Here is a 22290-nt window from a genome sequence, read left to right as displayed (position 1 = left end):
AGCAGGCGTTACGCCAGTCCGGCCCTGATCCGCCGGACAGGCCCTATGCCAGTCCGGGGCCCCGGACCGGGATCGAGGTGAACGTCGGGGCCGGGGCCGGCTCGGTGAAGAAGTCGTTGCCCTTGTCGTCCACCACGATGAACGCCGGGAAGTCCTCCACCTCGATCCTCCAGACCGCCTCCATGCCGAGCTCCTCGTACTCGACGACCTCGACCTTCTTGATGCAGTCCTGCGCGAGCCGGGCGGCCGGACCGCCGATCGAGCCCAGGTAGAAGCCGCCGTGCGTGCCGCACGCGTCGGTGACCTGCTGGGAGCGGTTGCCCTTGGCCAGCATGACCTTGGAGCCGCCCGCCGCCTGGAACTGCTTGACGTAGCTGTCCATCCGGCCGGCCGTCGTCGGGCCGAAGGAGCCGGAGGCGTAGCCCTCGGGGGTCTTGGCCGGTCCCGCGTAGTAGACCGGGTGGTCCTTGAGGTACTGCGGCATCTCCTCGCCCGCGTCCAGCCGCTCCTTGATCTTGGCGTGCGCGATGTCGCGCGCGACGACGAGCGGGCCGGTGAGCGAGAGCCGGGTCTTGACCGGGTACTTGGTCAGCTCGGCCAGTACCTCGTCCATGGGCCGGTTCAGGTCGATCTTCACGACGTCACCGTCGGCGTCCAGATGCTCGTCGGTCGTCTCCGGCAGGAAGCGCGCCGGGTCCTTCTCCAGCTGCTCCAGGAACACGCCCTCGGCGGTGATCTTCGCGACGGCCTGGCGGTCGGCCGAGCAGGAGACGGCGATCGCGACGGGCAGCGAGGCGCCGTGGCGCGGCAGCCGGACGACGCGGACGTCGTGGCAGAAGTACTTGCCGCCGAACTGCGCGCCGATGCCGATCCTCTGCGTCAGCTCGAAGACCTTCTCCTCCAGCTCCTTGTCACGGAAGCCGTGACCGGCCGGGGACCCCTCGGCGGGCAGCTCGTCGAGATAGTGCGCGGAGGCGTACTTCGCGGTCTTCAGCGCGAACTCGGCGGACGTACCGCCGACGACGATGGCCAGGTGGTACGGCGGGCAGGCGGCCGTACCGAGCGAACGGATCTTCTCCTCCAGGAACTTCATCATGGAGTCCTCGTTGAGGACCGCCTTCGTCTCCTGGTAGAGGAAGGACTTGTTGGCGGAGCCGCCGCCCTTCGCCATGAAGAGGAACTTGTACGCGCCGCCGTCGGCCGCGTAGAGCTCGATCTGGGCCGGCAGGTTGGAGCCGGTGTTCTTCTCCTCCCACATGGTGAGGGGAGCCATCTGCGAGTACCGCAGGTTGAGCTTGGTGTACGCGTCGTAGATGCCGCGCGAGAGGGCTTCCTCGTCGCCGCCCGCCGTCAGGACGTTCTGGCCGCGCTTGCCCATGACGATCGCCGTGCCGGTGTCCTGGCACATGGGCAGCACGCCGGCCGCCGCGATGTTGGCGTTCTTGAGCAGGTCGAGGGCGACGAACTTGTCGTTCGAGGACGCCTCGGGGTCGTCGATGATGCGGCGCAGCTGCGCCAGGTGGGCCGGGCGCAGGTAGTGCGAGATGTCGTGCATGGCCTCGGCGGCGAGCGTGCGCAGCGCCTCCGGGTCGACCTTGAGGAACGTACGTCCGTCGGCCTCGAAGGTGGAGACACCCTCGGAGGTCACCAGCCGGTACGGCGTGGTGTCCTCGCCCAGGGGGAGCAGATCGGTGTACGTGAACGCAGGGCTGGGCGGGCGGGAGACAGGGGGCATTGCGGCCATTCCTCAGTCGGCAGACGGCGGCGCTGGCATCCATCGGCAGCGCGTCAACCAGGGTAGGACCTGGCGGCGTCACTGAGCCTGTGAGGTAAGGCTCAGTGACGGGCGCGCACACTCCACTGTGCACTATCGCGGTGGGCACTATCGCGATCTATCGTGTCTGGCTATGCTGACGTGGTGGACCTGGAAAAGCATGAGCACTCCGCCCTGCGCGCGTCGGACGCCGACCGCGACCGGATCTCCGACATCCTCCGGGACGCCCTGGCCGAGGGCCGGCTGACCGCCGAGGAGCACTCCGAGCGGATCGACGGCGTGTACGCGGCCAAGACGCTCGGCGAACTCGAGCCGCTGGTACGGGACCTGCCCGCGGCGGGTACGCGCCGGCCTGCGGCGCCCGCGCCCGGGTGGGGGCCGTCGGCGGTCGGGCCGGTCGCCGCCGGGCCGGTCGCCGTCGAGAACGTGGTCGCCGTCTTCAGCAGCTCGACCCGCAAGGGCCGCTGGCGTCCGGGCTCCCGTACCCGTGTCGTGTCCGTCTTCGGCAGCGTCGAGATCGACCTCACCGAGGCGGTGTTCGAGCAGCAGCAGATCGAGATCGACGCGGTCTCGGTCTTCGGCAGTGTCGAGGTCCGGGTACCGGAGAACATCACGCTGCGCGGATTCGGCACCGGCGTCTTCGGGAACTTCGAGGTGAAGACCAACGAGGAGGCCGATCCGCACGCTCCCGTCGTGCTGATCCGCGGCTACTCGGTCCTCGGGAACATCGAGGCGCGGCCGAAGCGCGGCAAGCGCCTCGTCGATCTGCACGACCGGATGCGTAAACACCTCGGGCACTGAGGCGGGAACCGGGTCGGTTGAGAACCGGTCGAAATTCCGGGGACCGGAACTCAGTGCATAGGCGCGCGCACAGCGGGTAGGGACCCCTGCATCGTCTCTCGCTCGCGAAGCCGTCGTCAGGAGTAGACCCGTGCTGCAACCGCCGCATCAGTCCCCCCAGGTCGTCGCAGTCCCGAGCCAGCGGGGGCCGGCTCGGGAAGATGCCGGACCATGGCACTCGGAGGCGGTGTGCCGCCGGGACGAAGCCGGGCTGTTCTTCGCCCCCTCCAAGGAACCGACGGCCGCGAGGCTGTCGCGTGAGGAGGCCGCGAAGCGGGTCTGCGCACGCTGTCCGGTGATGGTCGAATGCCGGGAGCACGCGCTGCTCCAGCCGGAACCGTACGGCGTGTGGGGCGGCCTGACGGCCGCCGAGCGCCGCGTGGTGCTGGCCCGGCGCAGGCGGCGCGAGCTGGAGCTGCGCAGCGCCGCGTCGACGGGCCCGATCGCGGCCGCCGGCTGATCCTCCGACGGAGGAACGGGACGTACGAGAAGAAGCGCGACGTACGAGAAGAGGGGCACCCCCGCCGCACAACGGGGGTGCCCCTCTCTTCCGTACTACCGCGTCTTTTCCGTGCCGCGGCGCGACCTACTGGGCGCGGTCGAAATCGATGGCGCTGTAGGCGCGCAGCTTCGACAGCCGGTGGGTCGAGTCGATCTTGCGGATCGTGCCCGACTTGGAGCGCATCACCAGCGAGGAGGTGGTGGCGGTCTCGGCGCGGTAGTGGACACCGCGCAGCAGCTCGCCGTCCGTGATGCCGGTGGCGACGAAGAACACGTTCTCGCCGCTGACCAGGTCGTTCGTGTGCAGGACACGGTCGAGGTCGTGACCGGCGTCGAGCGCGCGCCGGCGCTCCGCCTCGTCCTTCGGCCAGAGCTTGCCCTGGATGGTGCCGCCGAGGCACTTGATCGCGCAGGCCGAGATGATGCCCTCGGGGGTGCCGCCGATGCCCATCAGCATGTCCACGCCGGTGCCCTCGCGTACGGCCATGACCGAGCCGGCCACATCGCCGTCGGAGATGAACTTGATCCGGGCGCCGGTCTCGCGGATCTCCTTGACGATGCCCTCGTGGCGGGGGCGGTCGAGGATGACGACGGTGACGTCCTCGGGGGACATGTTCTTGGCCTTGGCGACCCGGCGGATGTTGACCGACGTCGGGGCGGTGATGTCGACGAAGTCGGCGGCCTCGGGGCCCACGACCAGCTTGTCCATGTAGAAGACCGCGGACGGGTCGAACATCGTGCCGCGGTCCGCGGCGGCCAGGACGGCGATGGCGTTGGGCATGCCCTTGGCGTTGAGCGTCGTGCCGTCGATCGGGTCCACGGCGATGTCGACCTCGGCGCCGGTGCCGTCGCCGACCCGCTCGCCGTTGAACAGCATCGGGGCTTCGTCCTTCTCGCCCTCACCGATGACGACGACGCCGTTCATCGAGACGGTGGAGACGAGCGTGCGCATGGCCCGGACGGCCGCGCCGTCGGCGCCGATCTTGTCGCCGCGGCCGACCCACCGGCCCGCGGCCATCGCCGCGGCCTCGGTGACCCGGACGAGTTCCATGGCGAGGTTGCGGTCGGGAGCCTCGGGGGAGACCTCGAGCTGGGACGGCAAGTTGTTGTGCTCGGTCATCGGAGCGCACCTTTCTGTACGACGACGGCCGGAAAAGAGGGTGCTGCGACTCTATCGGTACGTCGATAAATTGAGCAGTGGGGGGCACGTATGAGCGGCATATCGGCATCCGCTCGGAATGCGCGGCCCCTGGCGCAGCCGGCCGCCGGCCATGGGGGACGATGGACCCGTGGCAGGTATGCGAGGCAAGCAGACGGTGCGGGACATGACACTGTCGATGGCGGTGATCGGCATCTTCGTCGCCGTCATCTACATGTTCATCCCGCACGACGAGGAAGCGGACCCGGTGAGGGCGGTCGACTACCGCGTCGAACTCATCACGGCCCGGCGGGCGGCCCCCTATCCGGTCGCCGCCCCCGAGGGCCTGGCGAAGGACTGGAAGCCGACGTCGGTGACGTACGAGCGCAGCAACAGCAACGCCTGGCACCTGGGCTTCCTCGACCCGGACGGGCAGTACGTGGCGGTGGAGCAGTCCACCGCGCCGACGGACAAGTACATCCGCAAGGTCAGCCAGAACGCGGTGGAGACCGGGCGGACGGAGCGGATCGGCGGCGAGACCTGGCAGCGCTGGGAGGGCCCGAAGTACGACGCGCTGGTGCGCCGGGACGAGGGCGCGACGACGGTGGTGACGGGTACGGCGTCGTTCGAGCAGCTGGCGAAGATGGCGGCGGCGCTGCGGACGGAGCCGTAGCCGGCTTCGGTTCGCGGACGTACGCACGCAAGGCCGCCCGCCCCGGATTCCGGGGCGGGCGGCCTTGTGCGTGCGGCGCTGTGGCGTGCGGCTCAGATGGTGCTGACGACCTCGTCGTAGGCCAGGCGCGGGCTCCGCGCGAACCAGGCGTCCTCGCCCGGCTTGCCGATGTTCACGACCATCAGCGGGGTGTGGTCGTCGTCCAGGAACTCCTTCTGGACACCGGCGAAGTCGAAGCCCGTCATCGGGCCGGCGGCCAGCCCCGCGGCGCGGACACCGACGATGAAGTACGCGGCCTGGAGCGCGGCGTTGATCTGGGCGGACTGCTCGCGGACCGGGCGCTCGGCGAAGAACATGTCCTTGGCCTGCGGGAAGTGCGGCAGCAGCTGCGGGAGGTCCTCGTGGAACTCGTTGTCCGCGGCGAGGATCGCGACCAGCGGGGCGGCGGCGGTCTTCGGGCGGTTGCCCTCGGACATGTGCCCCACCAGGCGCTCGCGGGCCTCGGCCGAGCGGACCAGGACGACACGCAACGGGGTCTGGTTGAAGGCGGTGGGACCGTACTTCACCAGGTCGTAGATCGCCTGAACCTGCTCCTCGGTCACCGGCTCGTCGGAGAACGTGTTGGCGCTGCGGGCCTCACGGAAGAGGAGGTCCTGGGCGGCGGGGTCAAGAACGAGGGACATTGCGGAGGTACCTTCCGGGACAAGCGGCGGATCTTTACGGCGGGTGTAACCGCCGCCCGGTAGGTTAAATTTCAACTACATACAGAGAGTGACACACCTCACACCCGCCCGCCCCCTTGAACCGCAGGGCTTAGCGACGGGCCCAACGCCGTTCAGTCCTCGGCGACCGCGCCGGGTTCGTCGCCGCGCTCCGACAGCGCCGCGTCCAGCCTGGCGCGGGCGCCCTCCAGCCAGTGCCGGCACACCGTGGCCAGCTCCTCGCCCCGCTCCCACAGGGCGAGTGACTCCTCGAGCGTCGTGCCCCCCGCCTCCAGCCGGCGCACGACCTCGATCAGCTCGTCCCGCGCCTGCTCGTACCCGAGCGGGCCCGCGGCGGCAGCCGCCGCTGTCCCTGCGTCCGTGTTGGCAGCCATGCGATCCACCCTATGTGTGAGGTACGACAACGATGATGAGGGAGCGGGGGAGCCCGGCGCTCACTCGGCGACCCGCACCGTGAACTCGCCCTCCGCGACCCGCGCGCGCAGCTCCTCGCCGGAGGAAACGTCGTCCGGGGCCCGTACGACATGCCCGTCCGCCCGCTGGAGCACCGCGTACCCCCGCTCCAGCGTCGCCGCCGGCGAGAGCGCCACCACCCGGGCCCGGGTGTGCGACAACTCGGAGTCCGCACGGTCCAGCAGGTGGCCCAGCACGCGCCGGCTCCGACCGACCAGCGCGTCGACGAACTCCTCGCGGTCCTCGATCATCCGGTGCGGCCGCTCCATCACCGGCCGGGTCAGCGCGTGCGCGAGACCCCGCTCCTCCCGGTCCAGCACCCCGCGCACGGTCCGCAGCGCCCGGTCCCGGAGCTGCCGCACCCGGTCCAGCTCCTCGCCGACGTCCGGCACGACCTTCTTCGCCGCGTCCGTGGGCGTCGACGCCCGCAGGTCCGCGACCAGGTCGAGCAGCGGCGAGTCCGGCTCGTGCCCGATCGCCGAGACGACCGGCGTACGGGCCGACGCCACCGCCCGTACCAACTGCTCGTCGGAGAACGGCAGCAGATCCTCCACGCTGCCCCCGCCGCGCGCCACGATGATCACGTCGACGTCCGGCAGCTCGTCCAGCTCCTTGACCGCCTGGACGACCTGCGTCACCGCGTTCACCCCCTGCACGGCCACGTTCCGCACCTCGAACCGCACCGCGGGCCATCGCCGCCGCGCGTTCTCCAGGACGTCCCGCTCGGCCGCCGACGCGCGGCCGCAGACCAGCCCGACGAGCTGCGGCAGAAACGGCAGCGCCTTCTTCCGGTCGAGGGCGAACAACCCCTCGCCCGCCAGGCTCCGCTTCAACTGCTCCAGCCGGGCGAGCAGTTCACCGATCCCGACCGGCCTTATCTCGGTGGCCCGCAGGGAGAGCTGCCCGCGCGGCGCGTACCACTCGGGCTTCGCCAGTACGACGACCCGGGCGCCCTCCGACACCACATCCGCCACCGCGTCGAAGACCTGCCGGTAGCAGGTGACGCCGATCGAGATGTCGTGCGACGGGTCGCGCAGCGTCAGAAAGACCACCCCGGCCCCCGGCCGGCGCGACAGCTGCGTGATCTGCCCCTCGACCCACACGGCCCCGAGGCGGTCGATCCACCCCCCGATGAGCCGCGACACCTGGCCGACGGGCAGCGGCGCATCTGCCGACGTATTCAGAGCCATGTACGCAGACTAGGGGCTCCCACCGACACCACCCCCGACACCACCCGCGCCACCTCCCACTCCGCCGCCACGACCGCGCTGAACGACCAGCACCAGCAGCCCGGCGGCCAGCCAGGCCAGCCCGATCAGCTGAGCCGTGTGCGAGGCCTCCGCGATCACCGCGACCGTCACCGCCGCGCCCAGCACCGGCACCACCAGATGCGGCCACCACCGGGGCGGGCCCTCGCGCCGCTTCACCACGAACCAGCCCACCACCGACGCGTGCAGCAGGGTGAACGCCGTCAGCGCGCCGATGCTCACCACCGACACCAGGTGGTCCAGGCCGTCGTCCCGCCGGGCCGCCCACACCGCCGCGATCATCGTGACCGTCGCGGCCAGCAGCAGCGCCGGGCGCGGCACCCCGTGCGCGGTCCTGGCCAGCAGGGACGGCAGCCGCCCCGCGCGGCCCATCGCGAACAGCAGCCGGCCCGCCGCGGCCTGCCCTGCGAGCGCGGCGAACGCCGCACCGATCGCCTTGCTGACCGCCACGAGATCGTGCAGCCAGTGGCCCACCGAGGCGTCCACCGCGTCGTAGAACGCGGCCCCCTGCCGGGCCGGATCAGCCGCCAGCTCCGCCGAGGACACAGGCTCCAGCAGCGCCACCAGATACGTCTGCGCCACGAACAGCGCCCCCGCGAGCGTCAGACAGCACAGCACCGCCCGCGCCACCTTCGCCGATCCCCCGGTGACCTCCTCCGCGAACGAGGCGATCGCGTCGAAGCCGAGGTACGACAGCACCGCCACCGACACCGCGCCGATCACCGCCGCGACCGAGAAGCCGAGCGACCCGTCGCCGGTCAGCGGCGACAGCCAGCCCCGCTGCGCCCCGTCCCGTACGAGTGCCACCACCGCCGACACCACGAACACCAGCAGCACCACGATCTCCATCGCGAGCACCGCGAAGCCGACCCGGGCCGCCGCCCGTACGCCGTAGAGGTTCAGCCCGGTGGTCACCACCACCGCGATCCCGGTCCAGATCCACCGGTCCACACTGGGGACCAGCGCCTCCATGGCGATCCCGGAGAAGAGGTAGGCGACGGCGGGGATCAGCAGGTAGTCGAGCATCGCCATCCACCCGGCGACGAACCCCGGCCCCTCGCCGAGGCCCTTGCGCGCGTACGTGAAGACGGATCCGGCCTGCGGCGCGACTCGCACCATCTGCGCGTAACTGAACGCGGTGAACGCCATCGCGACCGTCGCGACCAGGTACACCAGTGCCACCGCGCCGTGGGACCTGGCATCCAGCGTCCCGAACACCCCGACCGGCGCCATCGGGGCGATGAAGAGCAGCCCGTAGACCACCAGATCCCGGAATCCGAGACTCCGCCGCAGCCGCCCGCCCTCGGCACCGGTACGCCCGTCCGGCTCGCCCATTCTGCTTCCGCCTCTGCCTCCGTACGCCTGCTGAGGACATCAACGCAACCCAGTCTGTTCCCGCCGGCCGATCTTCGGCCTGCCGGACGCGCCCTTACGATGGGGGGCATGACTGCTACAACAGCCCGCCGCGTCCTCCTCGCAGCCCCCCGCGGATACTGCGCCGGCGTGGACCGAGCCGTGATCGCCGTCGAGAAGGCCCTCGAGCAGTACGGAGCGCCGATCTACGTCCGCAAGGAGATCGTGCACAACAAGTACGTCGTGCAGACCCTGGAGAAGAAGGGCGCCATCTTCGTCGACGAGACGGAAGAGGTCCCCGAGGGCTCCATCGTGGTCTTCTCCGCGCACGGCGTCGCGCCCGTCGTCCACGACGAGGCCGCCGAGCGCAAGCTCGCCACCATCGACGCCACCTGCCCGCTGGTGACCAAGGTCCACAAGGAAGCCGTCCGGTTCGCCAAGGACGACTACGACATCCTCCTGATCGGCCACGAGGGCCACGAGGAGGTCATCGGCACCAGCGGCGAGGCTCCCGAGCACATCACCCTGGTCGACGGGCCCGAGGACGTCGCCAACGTCTCCGTACGCGACGAGTCCAAGGTCGTCTGGCTCTCCCAGACCACCCTCTCCGTCGACGAGACGATGGAGACGGTCGACGCGCTGAAGGAGAAGTTCCCCCAGCTCATCTCGCCGCCGAGCGACGACATCTGCTATGCCACGCAGAACCGCCAGATCGCCGTGAAGCAGATGGGCTCGGACGCCGACCTGGTCATCGTCGTCGGCTCCAAGAACTCCTCCAACTCGGTCCGCCTGGTCGAGGTCGCCCTCGGCGCGGGCGCGCGCGACGCGCACCTGGTGGACTTCGCGGACGAGATCGACGAGGCCTGGCTGGACGGCGTCACGACGGTCGGCGTCACCTCCGGCGCCTCGGTCCCGGAGATCCTCGTGCAGGGCGTACTGGAGTGGCTGGCCGTCCGCGGGTACGCGGACGTGGAACTGGTCACCGCCGCCGAGGAGTCCATCATCTTCTCCCTCCCCAAGGAACTGCGCCGCGACCTGCGCGCCGAAGCGGCGGACTTGTCGGGCCAGTAAGCACGGGAAGTAGGGGCGGCTGCCCGTACCGTGGAGTCCATGGAGATCTTCGGCGTGGACATCGGCGGATCCGGGATCAAGGGCGCTCCCGTGGACCTGGACCGTGGAGACCTGGCGCAGGAGCGCCACAAGGTACTGACCCCGCACCCGGCCACCCCCGACAAGGTGGCCGGGTGCGTCGCGGAGGTCGTCGGCCACTTCGGCTGGTCGGGCCCCGTCGGCATCACCTTCCCGGGCGTCGTCACCGGCGGCGTCACCCGTACCGCCGCCAATGTCGACAGCGGCTGGATCGACACCGATGCCCGCAAGCTGCTCAGCGCGGAGCTGAACGGCCTGCCCGTCACCGTCCTCAACGACGCCGACGCCGCCGGCCTCGCCGAGATGACCTTCGGGGCGGGGCGCGGCCACGAGGGCACGGTCATCGTGCTGACCTTCGGTACGGGCATCGGCAGCGCGGTCTTCACCGACGGCCGGCTCGTCGCGAACAGCGAGCTCGGCCATCTGGAACTGCACGGGCACGAAGCCGAGAAGCACGCCTCCACCAAGGTCAAGGAGGACGAGGACCTCAGCTGGCAGCACTGGGCGCACCGGGTCCAGAAGTACCTCGCGCACGTCGAGATGCTCTTCTCGCCCGACCTCTTCATCATCGGCGGCGGGGTCAGCCGCAAGGCCGACAAGTTCCTGCCCCTGATCGAGGGCATCCGGGCGGAGACGGTCCCTGCCCAGCTCCAGAACAACGCGGGAATCGTGGGCGCGGCGATGGCGGCCGCGGGCCGCCAGGGGTCCGCCGAGGCCGGCTAGTACCTCTAGTACCTCTAGTACTGCTAGTACCGCTGGTACCGCGGCTGTCGGCGGGACCGGCGCCGGCTCATGATCATCACCTTCCGTACGATGACGATCAGGCCGGCGACCAGCGTTCCGCCGTACAGCCAGCCGGCGTGCAGGGCGAGGGCGGTGACCACCCCCATCACATGACCGCCGAAGCCGCCGGTGCCGCCCGCGATCGGCAGGACGCCGCCGGCGAACGCGATCGGCACGCTGATCGGCGCGGTGACCAGGTCGGCGGGCCGTACCCACAGCGCGGTCGCGGCGCTCACCGGCAGGAACAGCAGCCCGTACACCAGGATCGACTCGTCGAACAGCAGCCAGCAGACCCACGCCAGCAGGAACATCGTGGCCAGCGCGAACAGTCCGCCGCCGAGCCCGGTCAGCCGGGGGCGGGGCGTCCTGCGCAGCGGCTGCACGGGTGGCACCGGATGTGCCGGGTGGGCGGCCGCGACCCGGTACAGAGCGGCGGTCTCACCGAGCGCACCGGTGGGGGGCAGCGACGTACGACGTCGCTGCTGGTGACGAGACGGTCGCTTCGTGTGTTGCTCCACGCGACCAACGTAGGTCGCCGGACGGCATCTGTCCGGCTTTGGACACGCGCTTTGGCCGAGCTTGGCGCTGAGTTCGACGTCATGTGGCTGAGAGGCAACCCCGACACGCCCGTAAACTGGTGGACCGGCCCACTCGGGCCGCGCCAGTCCGCACTCCAGGAAGTCGCCAACGTGTCGCTCACGATCGGAATCGTCGGCCTGCCGAATGTCGGCAAGTCGACCCTTTTCAACGCCCTGACCAAGAACGACGTACTGGCGGCCAACTACCCGTTCGCCACGATCGAGCCGAACGTCGGCGTCGTGGGTGTCCCGGACGCCCGCCTCGCCACGCTGGCCGGGATCTTCAACTCCCAGCGCGTCCTCCCGGCGACCGTCGACTTCGTCGACATCGCGGGCATCGTGCGCGGTGCGTCGGAGGGCGAGGGCCTGGGCAACAAGTTCCTCGCGAACATCCGCGAGTCCGACGCGATCTGCCAGGTCATCCGCGCCTTCAAGGACGAGAACGTCGTCCACGTCGACGGCAAGGTCTCGCCCAAGGACGACATCGAGACGATCAACACCGAGCTGATCCTCGCCGACCTCCAGTCCGTCGAGAAGGCCGTCCCGCGCCTGACGAAGGAGTCCCGTCTCCAGAAGGAGAAGGTCGCGGTCCTGGCCGCGGTCGAGGAGGCGCGCAAGATCCTCGAGGAGGGAACGACGCTCTTCGCGGCGGGCATCACGGCCGGCACGGAGAAGGGCCGGCTGCTGCACGAGCTGCACCTGCTGACGACGAAGCCGTTCCTGTACGTCTTCAACGTCGACGAGGACGAACTGGTCGACGAGGACTTCAAGAACGAGCAGCGCGCGCTGGTCGCCCCGGCGGAGGCGATCTTCCTGAACGCGAAGATCGAATCCGAGCTCATCGAGCTCGACGACGACGAGGCGCTCGAACTCCTCCAGTCGATGGGCCAGGAGGAGCCGGGCCTCGCCACCCTCGGCCGCGTCGGCTTCGACACGCTGGGCCTGCAGACCTACCTGACGGCAGGCCCGAAGGAAACCCGAGCGTGGACCATCAAGAAGGGCGCGACCGCCCCGGAGGCGGCAGGCGTGATCCACACCGACTTCCAGAAGGGCTTCATCAAGGCAGAGGTCATCTCCTTCGCGGACCTGGTGGAGACGGGCTCGGTGGCGGAAGCCCGCGCGAAGGGCAAGGCCCGCATGGAGGGCAAGGACTACGTGATGCAGGACGGCGACGTGGTGGAGTTCCGCTTCAACGTGTAATCGATTGATTCCTGTACGTTAAAGCGATTCCTTAGCGTGTCGGTTCGGGGTCGAGCCCTCTTGTGGGCTCGGCCCCTTCGTCGTTCCCAAGCTGGCCCTGGCGGAGGCTCGCGGACGGTGCCTGTGTGACGGCTACGCCTACACAGTGGCTGCGCCGGACTGACGGTGAATCGCCGCACTGCTCGATGATGCGATGCGCACCAGCGGGGATCCACTGAACTGCCGACAGGCCATCGACGCTTCCGTCGAAGGGAAGACGTATGCAGACAGACCAACGGCAGGGGCGCGGAGGTGCGCTGCTCACCGTCCGGGTGGAGGTGGCTTTGACAGGGCCGGTCGAGCACCGGAGAAGGGCACGCGCATCGTTCGACGAGGTGGGCTGGGAGGTACTTGACGCTGAGGAGGGGGCGTATCCGGATACTCGTACTCCGGGTGGAGTTCCTCGGGGCGAGACAGTCCGGAAGTCGGTTTACGTGCTTGGCGTCCCCGTAAGGCGTGACTCCGGGCGTCGTCCGGAACGGTGGGCGGTCCAGGAAGTCAAGAACCTGGCGGACGATGCCGAGCTTGATCTGCGGCCCGTGAGTGCGCGGCTGCTGCGGAGACAGCGTCGCCAGGAACCACAGTGGTTCGTTTGTGCGCCACCCAGCACGCATGCCAATCGCTGGTTGCAGTGGATGTTCAACTGGGAGCGGCGCATGGGATTGCATGACACCGGAACAGTGTTGTTCGGCTCGTATCAGGACGCTGAGCGGCATGCCGGCGAGGGGAGGGTGCGTCCCTCGTTTCCACGTCGGGTGCAGGCCCACAACGGCATGCGTCGGACCCAGGTTGCCCGAGGTCACCAGCGGGTGGTGAAGGCGACGGCGCTGAGCTGGGCGGCGGGCCTGCTCGGTATCCCGGTTGCTTCTGGCCCTTGGTGGCTGGATCTGCCTGCATTCGTGGCCTGGGCGCTGTTCACGTGGTGGTGCGCGATCACCATGCTTCCCTTCGTCCGACGACGCCGTACCGTCCGTCGCCGCCGCACCAGCCTGATCACCTCAGATGGTTCGGCAACCGGGGACGGAGGTGGTGCCCGGGCGGACGAGGAAGTGGTCGTCCACCGTCGCCGGCGCAGTCACGCATGGCTGGCAGCGCTGGCAACCAGCGGGGCGCTCTTCGCGGTCACAGCTTGGGTGACCTGGCTCTTTGATCCCGCTGCCGCTCTATGCGTGCACCTTCTCCTAGCAGGCGCGGTGTTCGTCACGGGCGGCATTCGTCGCCTGGCTCGTACAGGGAGTCGGAGACCTTTCTTGGTGGCGGCGTTTGTAGCGCTGCTGCCGGTGGTTGTTCCGGCGCTTGGCGGCCTCAGCCCTGTGCTTTTTACGTTTTACGGGGCCGCGTTTCACGTTCGTGCGGAGGAGATAGACGTGGCGGAGGTGTGGCAGTTCCTGGCTTCGGCGTACGTGTTGGGGATCTCGATGGCTCTGACGCTATTCTCCTTGGCCTGCTGGGGCTACATACAGCCCGTTCTCCCTCACCGTACGCTGCGACCGCTCCTCCCGATCGCGACCCTGACCGGGGCCATGGCGCTCACCTTGACGGGGGTACTGGCCGTGCTGGACCCCGCGGGGGCCGCCGGCGATGAGGCGGTACAGCAGTGGCGATCAGGCCGAGTGCCAGATCACTACTACGGTGCTGCTCCTCAGCCGGTCTGTGTCACTCCGATTGGGCCATTGGACGAACTTCCGCTGTACGGGCATCGCCTGGACCCTGAGCAGGTGTATGGCACGTTCGGCGTGATCGGTGGCGAAGTGACACTGTGGGACCCGGAATCGGGAGACGCCTTCCCCGTGCCCTCCGAGGAAGTGCAGGTGCTCCCTGCGGGGGAGGGTAAGCCCGGCGCCTCGATCCCTCGTACCTGTCGTTCCGGAGCTTGAAATGGCTCATCACAAAGCCGGGCAGCGCTTCCTAGAGGGGCCTTCCGTAGCCGACGCCGCTTCTCAGATCTGCCTGATTTCCTCGGTGCCGATCGCCTCGACGAGGATCGTCCGCGCCTCCGTCATGCAGATGTGAGGCGCGGACTTGGCGGACCGCGGCATCCTGGGCGAGGGCGAGCAGCGAGCCTCTCCCCTCGCTCGGGAGTTGGGCGGGGTTCACTGCGGTCAGGCGGAGAGGGCCATGACGGCTGCCATGAGACCGTCGCGACAGGCACGACAGCCGCGACCGAGTCGATCGAGGCACTCAGGGTCCCGGTGACGCGTTGCCGGTCGGGTGTGGAGCGGCGCAGCTCCTTGTCGATCCGGGCGGCTGTCCGGCGGGCGGCGTTGTCTCATCCGGGCGCGCAGGAAGCGGTATTGCCCCGTCCCGTCTGGAAGCACGGCCCAGACGAGCGCGGTGGTTGCTCGGCCTACGGATGAAGGGTCACCGCACTCGAGGGCCTACTCGGCAAACAGTTCGAGCATCGGTTGGAAGGCGGAGTCCTCCTCGTCGGGAACGTGCGGGAGGAAGCCGTCGGGGACGGTGCGGGCGGCGGTGGCGAGGAGGTGGTCCAGGACTTCCCGTTCGGTGGCCGAGGGGAGCCCAAGGGCGGCGAGGAGGCGGTCGCGGACGGCGGGGTGGTCCGGGTGGTCGTCGAGGTAGTCGGAGTTGAGGGTCGGGGGCCGGAAGCCGGCCAAGGCGTCGTGCCAGGACGGGAGAACGATGACGAGAGTCAGTGCCTCGGCAAGCGACTCGGCGATCAGGGAGGCCCGGCCCTCGGAGTCGGTGTAGAGGACGGGGCGGGGGCCGCCGGGGACGGCCGGGCCACAGAGGTAGTGGGTGCCGCCCGCGTTGCAGCCGGCGACGGGCTCCACCGGGAGGCTGTTGGGTAGGGCGATCGGCTCGATCGGGTCGGTGCGGGCGAGGTCGAACTCGCCATCACAGGCCAGGTAGGCGGCGACCTCGGGATGCGCGGCGCTCCTGCGGAGCAGTGCGTTGTCGGAGAGGGCGGCCGGGTTGAGGGCTGCGGTGATCGCAGGGGTGAGGGGATGTCCGGCGAGGACGTGGCGGACGGCGTCGAGGGGGACGGGGCGCTCGTAGTAGTCCTCGAAGTGGGCCTGGATGGCCTCGGGGGAGCGGTCGGCGAGGAGGTGGAAGAGGAAGCCGGATCCGTCCGGGTCCTCGCTGCCGGGCGGGAAGGCGATGGCCGAGCCGGTGCGCCAGGCGGTGTCGCCGGTCTCCTGCCACAGGCAGGCGGTGACCCGAGGGGCGTCGATGCCCTCGTCGCAGAAGGCGGGTTCGTCCAGGAGCGGGCGCAGCGCGCCGGGGACTTCGTCGATGACACCGGGCCAGACCTGCTCGTCGTCCGTCCCGTACGGGCTCATCTCCGACTCGTGGTCGAAGCCGCGTATGAGCACGCCGGCCGGGGTGAAGAGGACGGAGAAGTCGTCCCCCGAGCCGTTCTCCATCAAGGCTGCCTCTTCGCCGGGGCCCCAGGCCGTGTCGAAGGTATAGCAGCAGAACTGCGGATCGCCGCCGATCGTGGCGTCCAGAATGGCCAACTCGCGCAGGTGGGCGCGAAGTTCGGCGGGGTCGGGGAGGAGGGCCGCGATCTCGTGCACAGTGCTCATGGCGTCATGAAAGCAGTCACCACTGACAACCCGGCACTGCTGGCCCGGACAGTGGCGCGCTACCTCCAGCGAATCCTGCCGACCGCACGTGTTCCTGGCGCAGGATCAGGTGTCATAAACGGTGGAGCGATGCCCGACGTGCACGACCCACACCACCAGCTCACCGTTGTCGATTGTGTAGACGACACGGTAGTCACCCCCGCGTAGGCGGCGGCGTTCGGGCTGGGACACGAGTGCGGTGGTGTTGAAGCCGAGTGGGTCGCTTTCCAACTCGGTCAGCTTGGCCAGGATGCGGAGCGCCATGTCGCGGGGGATTCTGCGTAGCTCTGTCTGAGCTTCGGGTCGGAAGACGGTGCGGTACTCACTCACTGCGTGCCAGCGTCTCCCTCATGATGTCCTCAATCGGGATGCCGGCTGCCGGATTCGCCATGCGCTCGTCGATGATCCGGTTGATCTCGCGCTCTTCCCACTCTTGGTACTTCCGAAGCACCTCGATGGACACGACGGCAGCGACTTCCTTGCCTCGGCGCGTGATCACGGTGGGTACGTCGTCCCGTTCGGCCCGCTCCACGACCTCGGCCAAGCGTGCGCGTACGTCGCGGATGGACTCTATGGGCGAAGGCTGCGTCATACACTCAAGCGTACCAGGTGTCTCATGTGTACACATGTCGGGAGTCGGTCAGTCCTGGTCCCCTGCGTCCGTACCCGACTCTGCCCTCGATCCACTAGGCTGCTGGAGATGAAGTAAGATTCAATCTACGTAATAATCTACCTACGTTAATTGCCCCCGGGGGGTGCGCCGTGGAGTTCCAAGGTCGGGTTGGAGATCTTGAACTGCTGGCCGAGCAGTACCGGACAGTGGCAGAGGGTGCTGGCGCCACCCGAGGGCGGGCTGTGATCATGACGGGCCGGCGCCGAGTGGGGAAGTCGCGACTGGTCCAGGAGTTCTGCGACCGCTCGGAAGCGCCGTACATGGTGTTCCAGGCCACCCGGGGGCGTAACCCCGTAACGGAGCGCGCCGACTTTGCCGCGACCCTCGCGCAGTCGCTACTGCCGGGGGCCGAGCTGGTCGCCGGCCTTCAGGTGCAGGACTGGAACCAGGCCCTGCGCTCGCTGGCGCTCGCGGTACCCAATGACTCACCCAGCATCGCGGTGATCGACGAGGTGCCCTGGCTGGTCGAGCAGGATCAGGAATTCGAGGGCGCACTCCAAACTGTCTGGGACCGTCACCTGTCTGCCAAGCCCGTGCTTCTGCTTCTGGTCGGCAGCGATACATCAGTAATGGAGGCACTGCAGTCGTACGGGCGCCCGTTCTTCGGCAGGGCAGCGAAAATGACCGTCCGTCCCCTGAACCTGGCCGACGTGCAGGCCATGACCGAGCTGGATGCCGCAGGGGCCGTCGACGCCCAGTTGATCACTGGAGGATTCCCCGAGATCGTGCAGGCATGGCGGCCGGGAATGGGGCGTACTGCCTTCTTGCAAGCTTCGGTCGCCAATCCTCTCTCGCCCCTGCTGGTGGCCGGCGAGCTGTCCCTGCTGGGCGAATTCCCCGAGGCTTCGCACTCACGGGCCGTACTGGAAGCGGTTGGCAGCGGCGAGCGCACGTTCAGCGCGATCGCAGCCCAGGCCGGTGGTGCCAGCTCGCTGCCGTCCGGCACGCTCTCCCCGTTGCTGGCCATGCTGCAGGCCAAGCGAGTCCTGGCCGCTGACCTCCCCCTGTCCGCCAAGCCGGACAGCAAGAACAAGCGCTACCGGATCGCCGACCCGTATCTGCGGTTCTGGCTGGCCTTCCTGGCACGCGCGATCCCACTCATCGAGCGTGGTCGCGGTGACTTGGCGCTGGAACGCATCGAGCGGTCATGGGCCACTTGGCGTGGGCGAGCGGTCGAGCCACTGATCCGCGAGTCCTTGCTGCGGCTGATGCCCAATGACGAGTGGCCCGAGACCGAGGCCATCGGTGGTTGGTGGAACCGTCAGAACAACCCCGAGATCGACCTCATCGGTGCAGACCGCGAGCAGGTCGCTCGGCAGGTGCACTTCGTCGGGTCGGTCAAGTGGCTGGAGACCCAGCCCTTCGGCCGTCATGAGTACGACGCCTTGGTACGCGACGTGCTCGCCGTCCCCGGCACCGCCCCGGATACTCCACTGGTCGCGGTCTCCCGCTGCGGGGTGGCCGATGACCTGCCGCTGACCGCGCACTGGGGGCCGGAAGACCTCGTACGGGCGTGGCAGCCCCGATAGCCGCGGAACCCGAGGTCTCTCACCTCGCGAGTGCCCCAGGAACTACGGAGCTGCTGAGGTCCACGCTGTGAACGGTGATGGGAGGTGGCTGAACCACGTATATTTCCGCATCCGGCAGCAGGCGCACGCATTCACCGTCAACAGTGTGCTCCTACTCGCACCTTGCGATATGCGCGCGGCGACGAGGTCTGCCTTGGCCGGATCGCCTCACTGCTTCAACATCCGTATCTCGAGGACCATCGGCACCAGAACGCGCCCTCCATGCGCCCTGCGCCCCTGCGAGCGCGCTCCCCCGCCTTGTTGCTGCGGCTCAAGCTATGAGCCGGTGGTAAGCCACCGCAAAGGGCTACAGCCTGGAGGGGGACGGCGTGCCGGAGGACTGGATTCGGGCTCTCGTGGCGGACTTCGGAGCCGAGTGCAGGGAGGGCCTGAGATTCAGCGACACCGAGGCATCCCTCAGCCCGCCGGTGAAGAAGCTCGTCGAGACATTTGGCAGACGCTGGAGACTGAACTCCCGTCTGCATCCGGAATTCCCTCTCCCGGAAGCGAGAGTGCGGCCCGACTATGCCGTGGAGAGCGGGGGACGTGTCACCGGCTTTCTGGAGTTGAAGGCACCCGGTCACGACATCACGCCGGATGGCTTCACGAAGCGTGATCGCGAGCAGTGGGAGTTGATGCGGCAGCTCCCCAATGTCCTCTACACCAACGGACATACGTGGTGCCTGTACCGGGGTGGCCCGCTTCCCCTCCGGACAGTCCGGCTCGAAGGAGATCTGTACCGGGCCGGCAGCCGACTGTGCACGGCTGACCCGGACGGCGCCTCGTTGCGGGACCTGCTGCGCGACTTCCTCGGCTGGCAACCTGAACGGATCACCACCGTCCGCCGACTGGTGACTTCCATGGCTCCGCTGTGCCAATACCTTCGAGCAGAGGTGCTGGAGCAACTCGATATCGAGCGGCGGACGCCGGAAAGCGCGCCGGCTCGGCGACGTGCTCACAAGCCCTTCACTGCGCTCGCCCATCACTGGAGCAAGGTTCTCCTCCCATCGACCGACGGGACGGACCCGGACCACATCTTCGCTGACCGTTACACGCAGACCATCGCCTTTGCTCTGCTCCTCGCCCGTACCGAGGGTCTGCGCCTGACAGGGCGGGATCTCGCCGCAGTGGCCGGTGAGTTGGAAGTCGAGAACACGGTCATGGGCCACGCCCTGCAACTGCTGACAGAGAGGGTGGATGCCGAGTTCGCCCGTCGCCTCGACACCCTGGTCCAAGTGGTAGATGCCGTCGACTGGAAGTCGATCACGAAGCAGCGACCCGACGCCCACGTCTATCTCTACGAGGACTTCCTGGAGGAGTACGACCCCGAGTTGCGCAGACGTTCCGGTACTTACTACACCCCTCCGCGACTCGTCCGTATGATGGTCCGCTTCACCGAGACTGTGCTGCGAACCCGGCTCGACTGCGCGGAGGGCTTCGCCGATGGTCAGGTCACCGTCATCGATCCGGCGATGGGAACGGGCACCTTCCTCAGCGAGATCATCGATACGGTCGCCGAGCAGCGGGCCCGACGGGGACAGGGCTTCCGCGGTGAGGCGGTGGAGCAGCTGGCAGGGCGACTGATCGGTTTCGAGCGGCAGATGGCGGCGTACGCGGTCGCCCAGATGAGGATCACCCAGACCCTTCGTGAGCAGGACACCTGCACACGGCTCGACGACTTGCGGCTCCATCTCGCCGACACTCTTGCCGACCCCTACGAGAGGTCCTCGCTCTTCGCCTTTTTGCCCGCCGACGACGCGCTGGTCGAGAACAGCCGTCAAGCGGATTGGATCAAGCGGGAACAGCAAGTGACCGTTGTGATCGGCAACCCGCCCGACCGGGAGAGGGCCGAAGGTGAGGGAGGCTGGGTAGAGGCGGGTTCCGAGAAGGAAGGCATCGCGCCTCTGCTCGACGCCTTTCGTCTCAGGGGAAGGAACGGCACGCAGGAGAACAAGCTCAAGAATCTTTATGTGTATTTCTGGCGCTGGGCCACCTACAAGGTGTTCGACCAGCACCGTCCTGAATCGCACCGCGGCATCGTCGCCTTCATCAGTACCGCGGGTTTTCTCAGTGGCCCGGGTTTTCGGGGCATGCGAGAGTACCTGCGCCGTACGTGCTCGGAGGGCTGGATCATCGACCTCAGCCCGGAGGGCATCCGGCCTCCGGTGCGGACACGCCTCTTCCCCGGAGTGCAACAGCAGCTCATGATCGCCGTGTTCGTCCGCAGTGGGGGCGGCGAGAAGCCCGCCGGCATCAGATATGTCGCCCTGGAGGGCACAGCTGAACAGAAGTATGCGCAGCTTGAAGATCTCACTCCTGACAGTGCGCTATGGCGTCCCGTACGTTCAGACGCCCAGGCTCCGTTCACCCCCGCGGCGGAGGGCGACTGGGATACCTATCCGGCCCTTGGCGACCTGCTGCCGTGGGCGGTGCCCGGCGTACTGCCGAAGCGCACGTGGGTCTATTCCACCGACAACGAAACGCTGCGGGCCCGATGGAGGAGGCTGACCGCGGAGCAGAGCGTCGAGGAGAAGCGTGTCCTGTTCCGGGAGACGCACAGCCGAACCGTCGACCGGCCGATAAAGCCCTTGCCTGGCTGCCCACTGCCGAAACGGTCGATGATGGATATGGCTTCTGCCTGCCCGGATCCGGTACCGGTTGCCTACCGCCCTTTCGATCGGCAGTGGATTATTCCGGACAACAGAGTCCTCGACAGGAGCTCACCAGAGCTGTGGGAGAGCCGGATTCCCGGCCAGGTAAGGATCGTCGAGCAGCATTCCAAGAGCTTCGGCCCCGGGCCCGCCGTGCTCTTCACGGCCCTGTTGCCAGACCATGATCATTTCGACAACCGGGGTGGCCGGGTTCTGTCCCTCCTGCAGAAGGATGGCACACCTAACGTAGTCCCCGGTCTGCTCCAGCACTTGAGTAACTCCTACGGCAACCCGAACGTCTCTGCGGAAGATCTGGCTGCGTACATCGCCGCCGTCACCGCCCATCCTGACTTCACCTCACGGTTCCAGGACGAACTCACAACGCGAGGAGTTCGCGTGCCGCTCACTGGGGATGCCGCACTGTGGTCGGAGGCTCTTGGCATCGGTAGGACCGTGATCTGGGCTTCGACATTCGGTGAACGGTTCATCGATCCGCAGGACGGGCGGCCCAGGGGTGCCGATCAGGTCTGGGGGACAGCGCTGCCGACGATCACGTACCGGAAACAGGTCGGCAGACACGAGATGCCTGAGCGATTCCTCTATGATCCCGACCGTCTTGAGCTGCGTCTCGGTAGCGGCGTCTTCGGGCCGGTGACGCCCGGGGTGCGCGGGTACCAGGTCGGCGGGCAGAACGTACTCGACGGCTGGCTGAGGCGACGAAGCGGTCCCCCGTCGCCCAAAGCGAGCAGCGAGCTGGACCGTATACGCCCGGACCAGTGGCTTCCTGCTTGGAGTGAAGAACTTCAGCATGTGCTGGCGGTTTTATGGCACCTGGTCGAAGTGCAACCCGCCCAATCCCTTTTGCTCGACCGCGTCCTTGCTTCCCCACTGATCAGTGGGGAGGAGCTTCTCAGGCGCGGTGTTCTCCCCGTGCCGGAAATCGCCCGCCGCTCAGCTCCGGCGCCATCGCGTGACCAAGCCATTCCAGGCACTGAGGGCATCGACCTACGGGAACCGCATGCAGTCAGACCGATCACTCCGCAAGGGGACGCGTCAGTGGCAGATCGGGTCCCGCGGCCACACAGAAGCAGGGAGCCCGGCAGCAACCGGCCACACCGGAAGCGGTAGTCGGACACTGGACGGCGGGGGCGCGAGCCCGTGTTCGCGACACGAGGCAGGGGATTTAACGCTCCTGTACGCAGTCCATCGCGATCTCTGTGGAGGGGCAGCCCGCAAGCGGCCGGCTTATGTGGATTGAGCCCGATCCGGCGGATCCCACCGTGAACCCGAGTGGGTCGCTCTCCAACTCGGTCAGCTTGGCCAGGATACCGAGGGCCAGT

At 68.2% G+C, this 22290-nt stretch carries 19 protein-coding genes; 9 read left to right on the top strand and 10 right to left on the bottom strand.

What is annotated here, in order from left to right:
- Positions 1-43 precede the first annotated feature (43 nt).
- Complete coding sequence (locus tag ACWV17_RS05465) at positions 44-1735, bottom strand: fumarate hydratase (RefSeq protein ID WP_455358687.1); 1692 nt, start codon at positions 1733-1735, stop codon at positions 44-46.
- A gap of 183 nt (positions 1736-1918) precedes the next feature.
- Between ACWV17_RS05465 and ACWV17_RS05460 the strand changes: the two genes are divergently transcribed.
- Together ACWV17_RS05460 and ACWV17_RS05455 are read left to right on the top strand one after the other, a co-directional pair.
- Positions 1919-2575 carry a DUF1707 SHOCT-like domain-containing protein gene (locus tag ACWV17_RS05460; RefSeq protein WP_455358686.1) on the top strand — a complete coding sequence of 219 codons (657 nt, stop codon included), beginning with the start codon at positions 1919-1921 and terminating at the stop codon, positions 2573-2575.
- Positions 2576-2705: 130 nt separating this feature from the next.
- Positions 2706-3074: a WhiB family transcriptional regulator gene (locus ACWV17_RS05455; RefSeq protein WP_455352702.1), complete on the top strand. Its 369-nt coding sequence runs from the start codon at positions 2706-2708 to the stop codon at positions 3072-3074.
- A gap of 126 nt (positions 3075-3200) precedes the next feature.
- On the opposite strand, the gene glpX is transcribed toward ACWV17_RS05455, so the two are convergent.
- Positions 3201-4235 (bottom strand): class II fructose-bisphosphatase, encoded by a 1035-nt coding sequence (gene glpX / locus ACWV17_RS05450; protein WP_455352701.1) that lies wholly within the window; start codon positions 4233-4235, stop codon positions 3201-3203.
- Positions 4236-4404: 169 nt separating this feature from the next.
- On the opposite strand from glpX, the gene ACWV17_RS05445 reads away from it, so the two are divergent.
- Positions 4405-4926, top strand: a complete 522-nt coding sequence (locus ACWV17_RS05445) for a DUF4245 domain-containing protein (protein ID WP_455352700.1) — start codon at positions 4405-4407, stop codon at positions 4924-4926.
- A gap of 92 nt (positions 4927-5018) precedes the next feature.
- Here the strand turns inward: ACWV17_RS05445 and ACWV17_RS05440 are convergent, their stop codons facing one another.
- The 4 genes from ACWV17_RS05440 to ACWV17_RS05425 all read right to left on the bottom strand — a co-directional run bounded on the left by ACWV17_RS05440 (position 5019) and on the right by ACWV17_RS05425 (position 8704).
- Positions 5019-5609 (bottom strand): malonic semialdehyde reductase, encoded by a 591-nt coding sequence (locus ACWV17_RS05440; protein WP_455358685.1) that lies wholly within the window; start codon positions 5607-5609, stop codon positions 5019-5021.
- A gap of 152 nt (positions 5610-5761) precedes the next feature.
- Entirely contained in the window at positions 5762-6022 is a 261-nt protein-coding gene (locus tag ACWV17_RS05435) for an exodeoxyribonuclease VII small subunit (RefSeq protein WP_455358684.1), read from the bottom strand.
- A gap of 60 nt (positions 6023-6082) precedes the next feature.
- Positions 6083-7291, bottom strand: a complete 1209-nt coding sequence (gene xseA / locus ACWV17_RS05430; RefSeq protein ID WP_455358683.1) for an exodeoxyribonuclease VII large subunit — start codon at positions 7289-7291, stop codon at positions 6083-6085.
- Positions 7292-7300: 9 nt separating this feature from the next.
- A complete protein-coding gene (locus ACWV17_RS05425; protein ID WP_455358682.1) occupies positions 7301-8704 on the bottom strand; it encodes an APC family permease in 1404 nt (467 codons plus the stop codon).
- Positions 8705-8803: 99 nt separating this feature from the next.
- Between ACWV17_RS05425 and ACWV17_RS05420 the strand changes: the two genes are divergently transcribed.
- Positions 8804-9793, top strand: coding sequence for a 4-hydroxy-3-methylbut-2-enyl diphosphate reductase (locus ACWV17_RS05420; protein ID WP_455358681.1), 990 nt, complete (start codon positions 8804-8806; stop codon positions 9791-9793).
- A 39-nt stretch (positions 9794-9832) separates the two neighbouring features.
- Positions 9833-10594 carry a polyphosphate--glucose phosphotransferase gene (gene ppgK / locus ACWV17_RS05415; protein WP_455358680.1) on the top strand — a complete coding sequence of 254 codons (762 nt, stop codon included), beginning with the start codon at positions 9833-9835 and terminating at the stop codon, positions 10592-10594.
- A 23-nt stretch (positions 10595-10617) separates the two neighbouring features.
- Here ppgK and ACWV17_RS05410 read toward each other — a convergent pair whose 3' ends face one another.
- Positions 10618-11172: a DUF6542 domain-containing protein gene (locus ACWV17_RS05410; protein ID WP_455352693.1), complete on the bottom strand. Its 555-nt coding sequence runs from the start codon at positions 11170-11172 to the stop codon at positions 10618-10620.
- Positions 11173-11343: 171 nt separating this feature from the next.
- Between ACWV17_RS05410 and ychF the strand changes: the two genes are divergently transcribed.
- Positions 11344-12432: a redox-regulated ATPase YchF gene (gene ychF / locus ACWV17_RS05405; RefSeq protein WP_455358679.1), complete on the top strand. Its 1089-nt coding sequence runs from the start codon at positions 11344-11346 to the stop codon at positions 12430-12432.
- Positions 12433-13106: 674 nt separating this feature from the next.
- Positions 13107-14348 carry a hypothetical protein gene (locus ACWV17_RS05400; protein ID WP_455358678.1) on the top strand — a complete coding sequence of 414 codons (1242 nt, stop codon included), beginning with the start codon at positions 13107-13109 and terminating at the stop codon, positions 14346-14348.
- A gap of 501 nt (positions 14349-14849) precedes the next feature.
- Here ACWV17_RS05400 and ACWV17_RS05395 read toward each other — a convergent pair.
- The 3 genes from ACWV17_RS05395 to ACWV17_RS05385 all read right to left on the bottom strand — a co-directional run bounded on the left by ACWV17_RS05395 (position 14850) and on the right by ACWV17_RS05385 (position 16650).
- Positions 14850-16019 (bottom strand): hypothetical protein, encoded by a 1170-nt coding sequence (locus ACWV17_RS05395; RefSeq protein ID WP_455352690.1) that lies wholly within the window; start codon positions 16017-16019, stop codon positions 14850-14852.
- A 105-nt stretch (positions 16020-16124) separates the two neighbouring features.
- Complete coding sequence (locus tag ACWV17_RS05390) at positions 16125-16388, bottom strand: type II toxin-antitoxin system RelE family toxin (protein ID WP_455358677.1); 264 nt, start codon at positions 16386-16388, stop codon at positions 16125-16127.
- Positions 16381-16650, bottom strand: coding sequence for a type II toxin-antitoxin system Phd/YefM family antitoxin (locus ACWV17_RS05385; protein WP_455352688.1), 270 nt, complete (start codon positions 16648-16650; stop codon positions 16381-16383). The genes ACWV17_RS05390 and ACWV17_RS05385 overlap by 8 nt, the downstream gene beginning before the upstream one ends.
- Before the next feature lie 170 nt (positions 16651-16820).
- Here ACWV17_RS05385 and ACWV17_RS05380 point away from each other — a divergent pair, with 170 nt between their 5' ends.
- Both ACWV17_RS05380 and ACWV17_RS05375 read left to right on the top strand, forming a co-directional pair.
- The gene (locus tag ACWV17_RS05380; protein ID WP_455358676.1) at positions 16821-18260 is read left to right on the top strand and encodes an ATP-binding protein; all 1440 of its coding nucleotides are present in this window, start codon (positions 16821-16823) and stop codon (positions 18258-18260) included.
- A gap of 368 nt (positions 18261-18628) precedes the next feature.
- Positions 18629-22078: a type ISP restriction/modification enzyme gene (locus ACWV17_RS05375; protein WP_455358675.1), complete on the top strand. Its 3450-nt coding sequence runs from the start codon at positions 18629-18631 to the stop codon at positions 22076-22078.
- Positions 22079-22290 lie beyond the last annotated feature (212 nt).

The organism is Streptomyces mabaensis, assembly GCF_053763515.1.
Note: the sequence above shows the minus strand (reverse complement) of the source record. Positions and strands in the feature narration are given on the sequence as shown.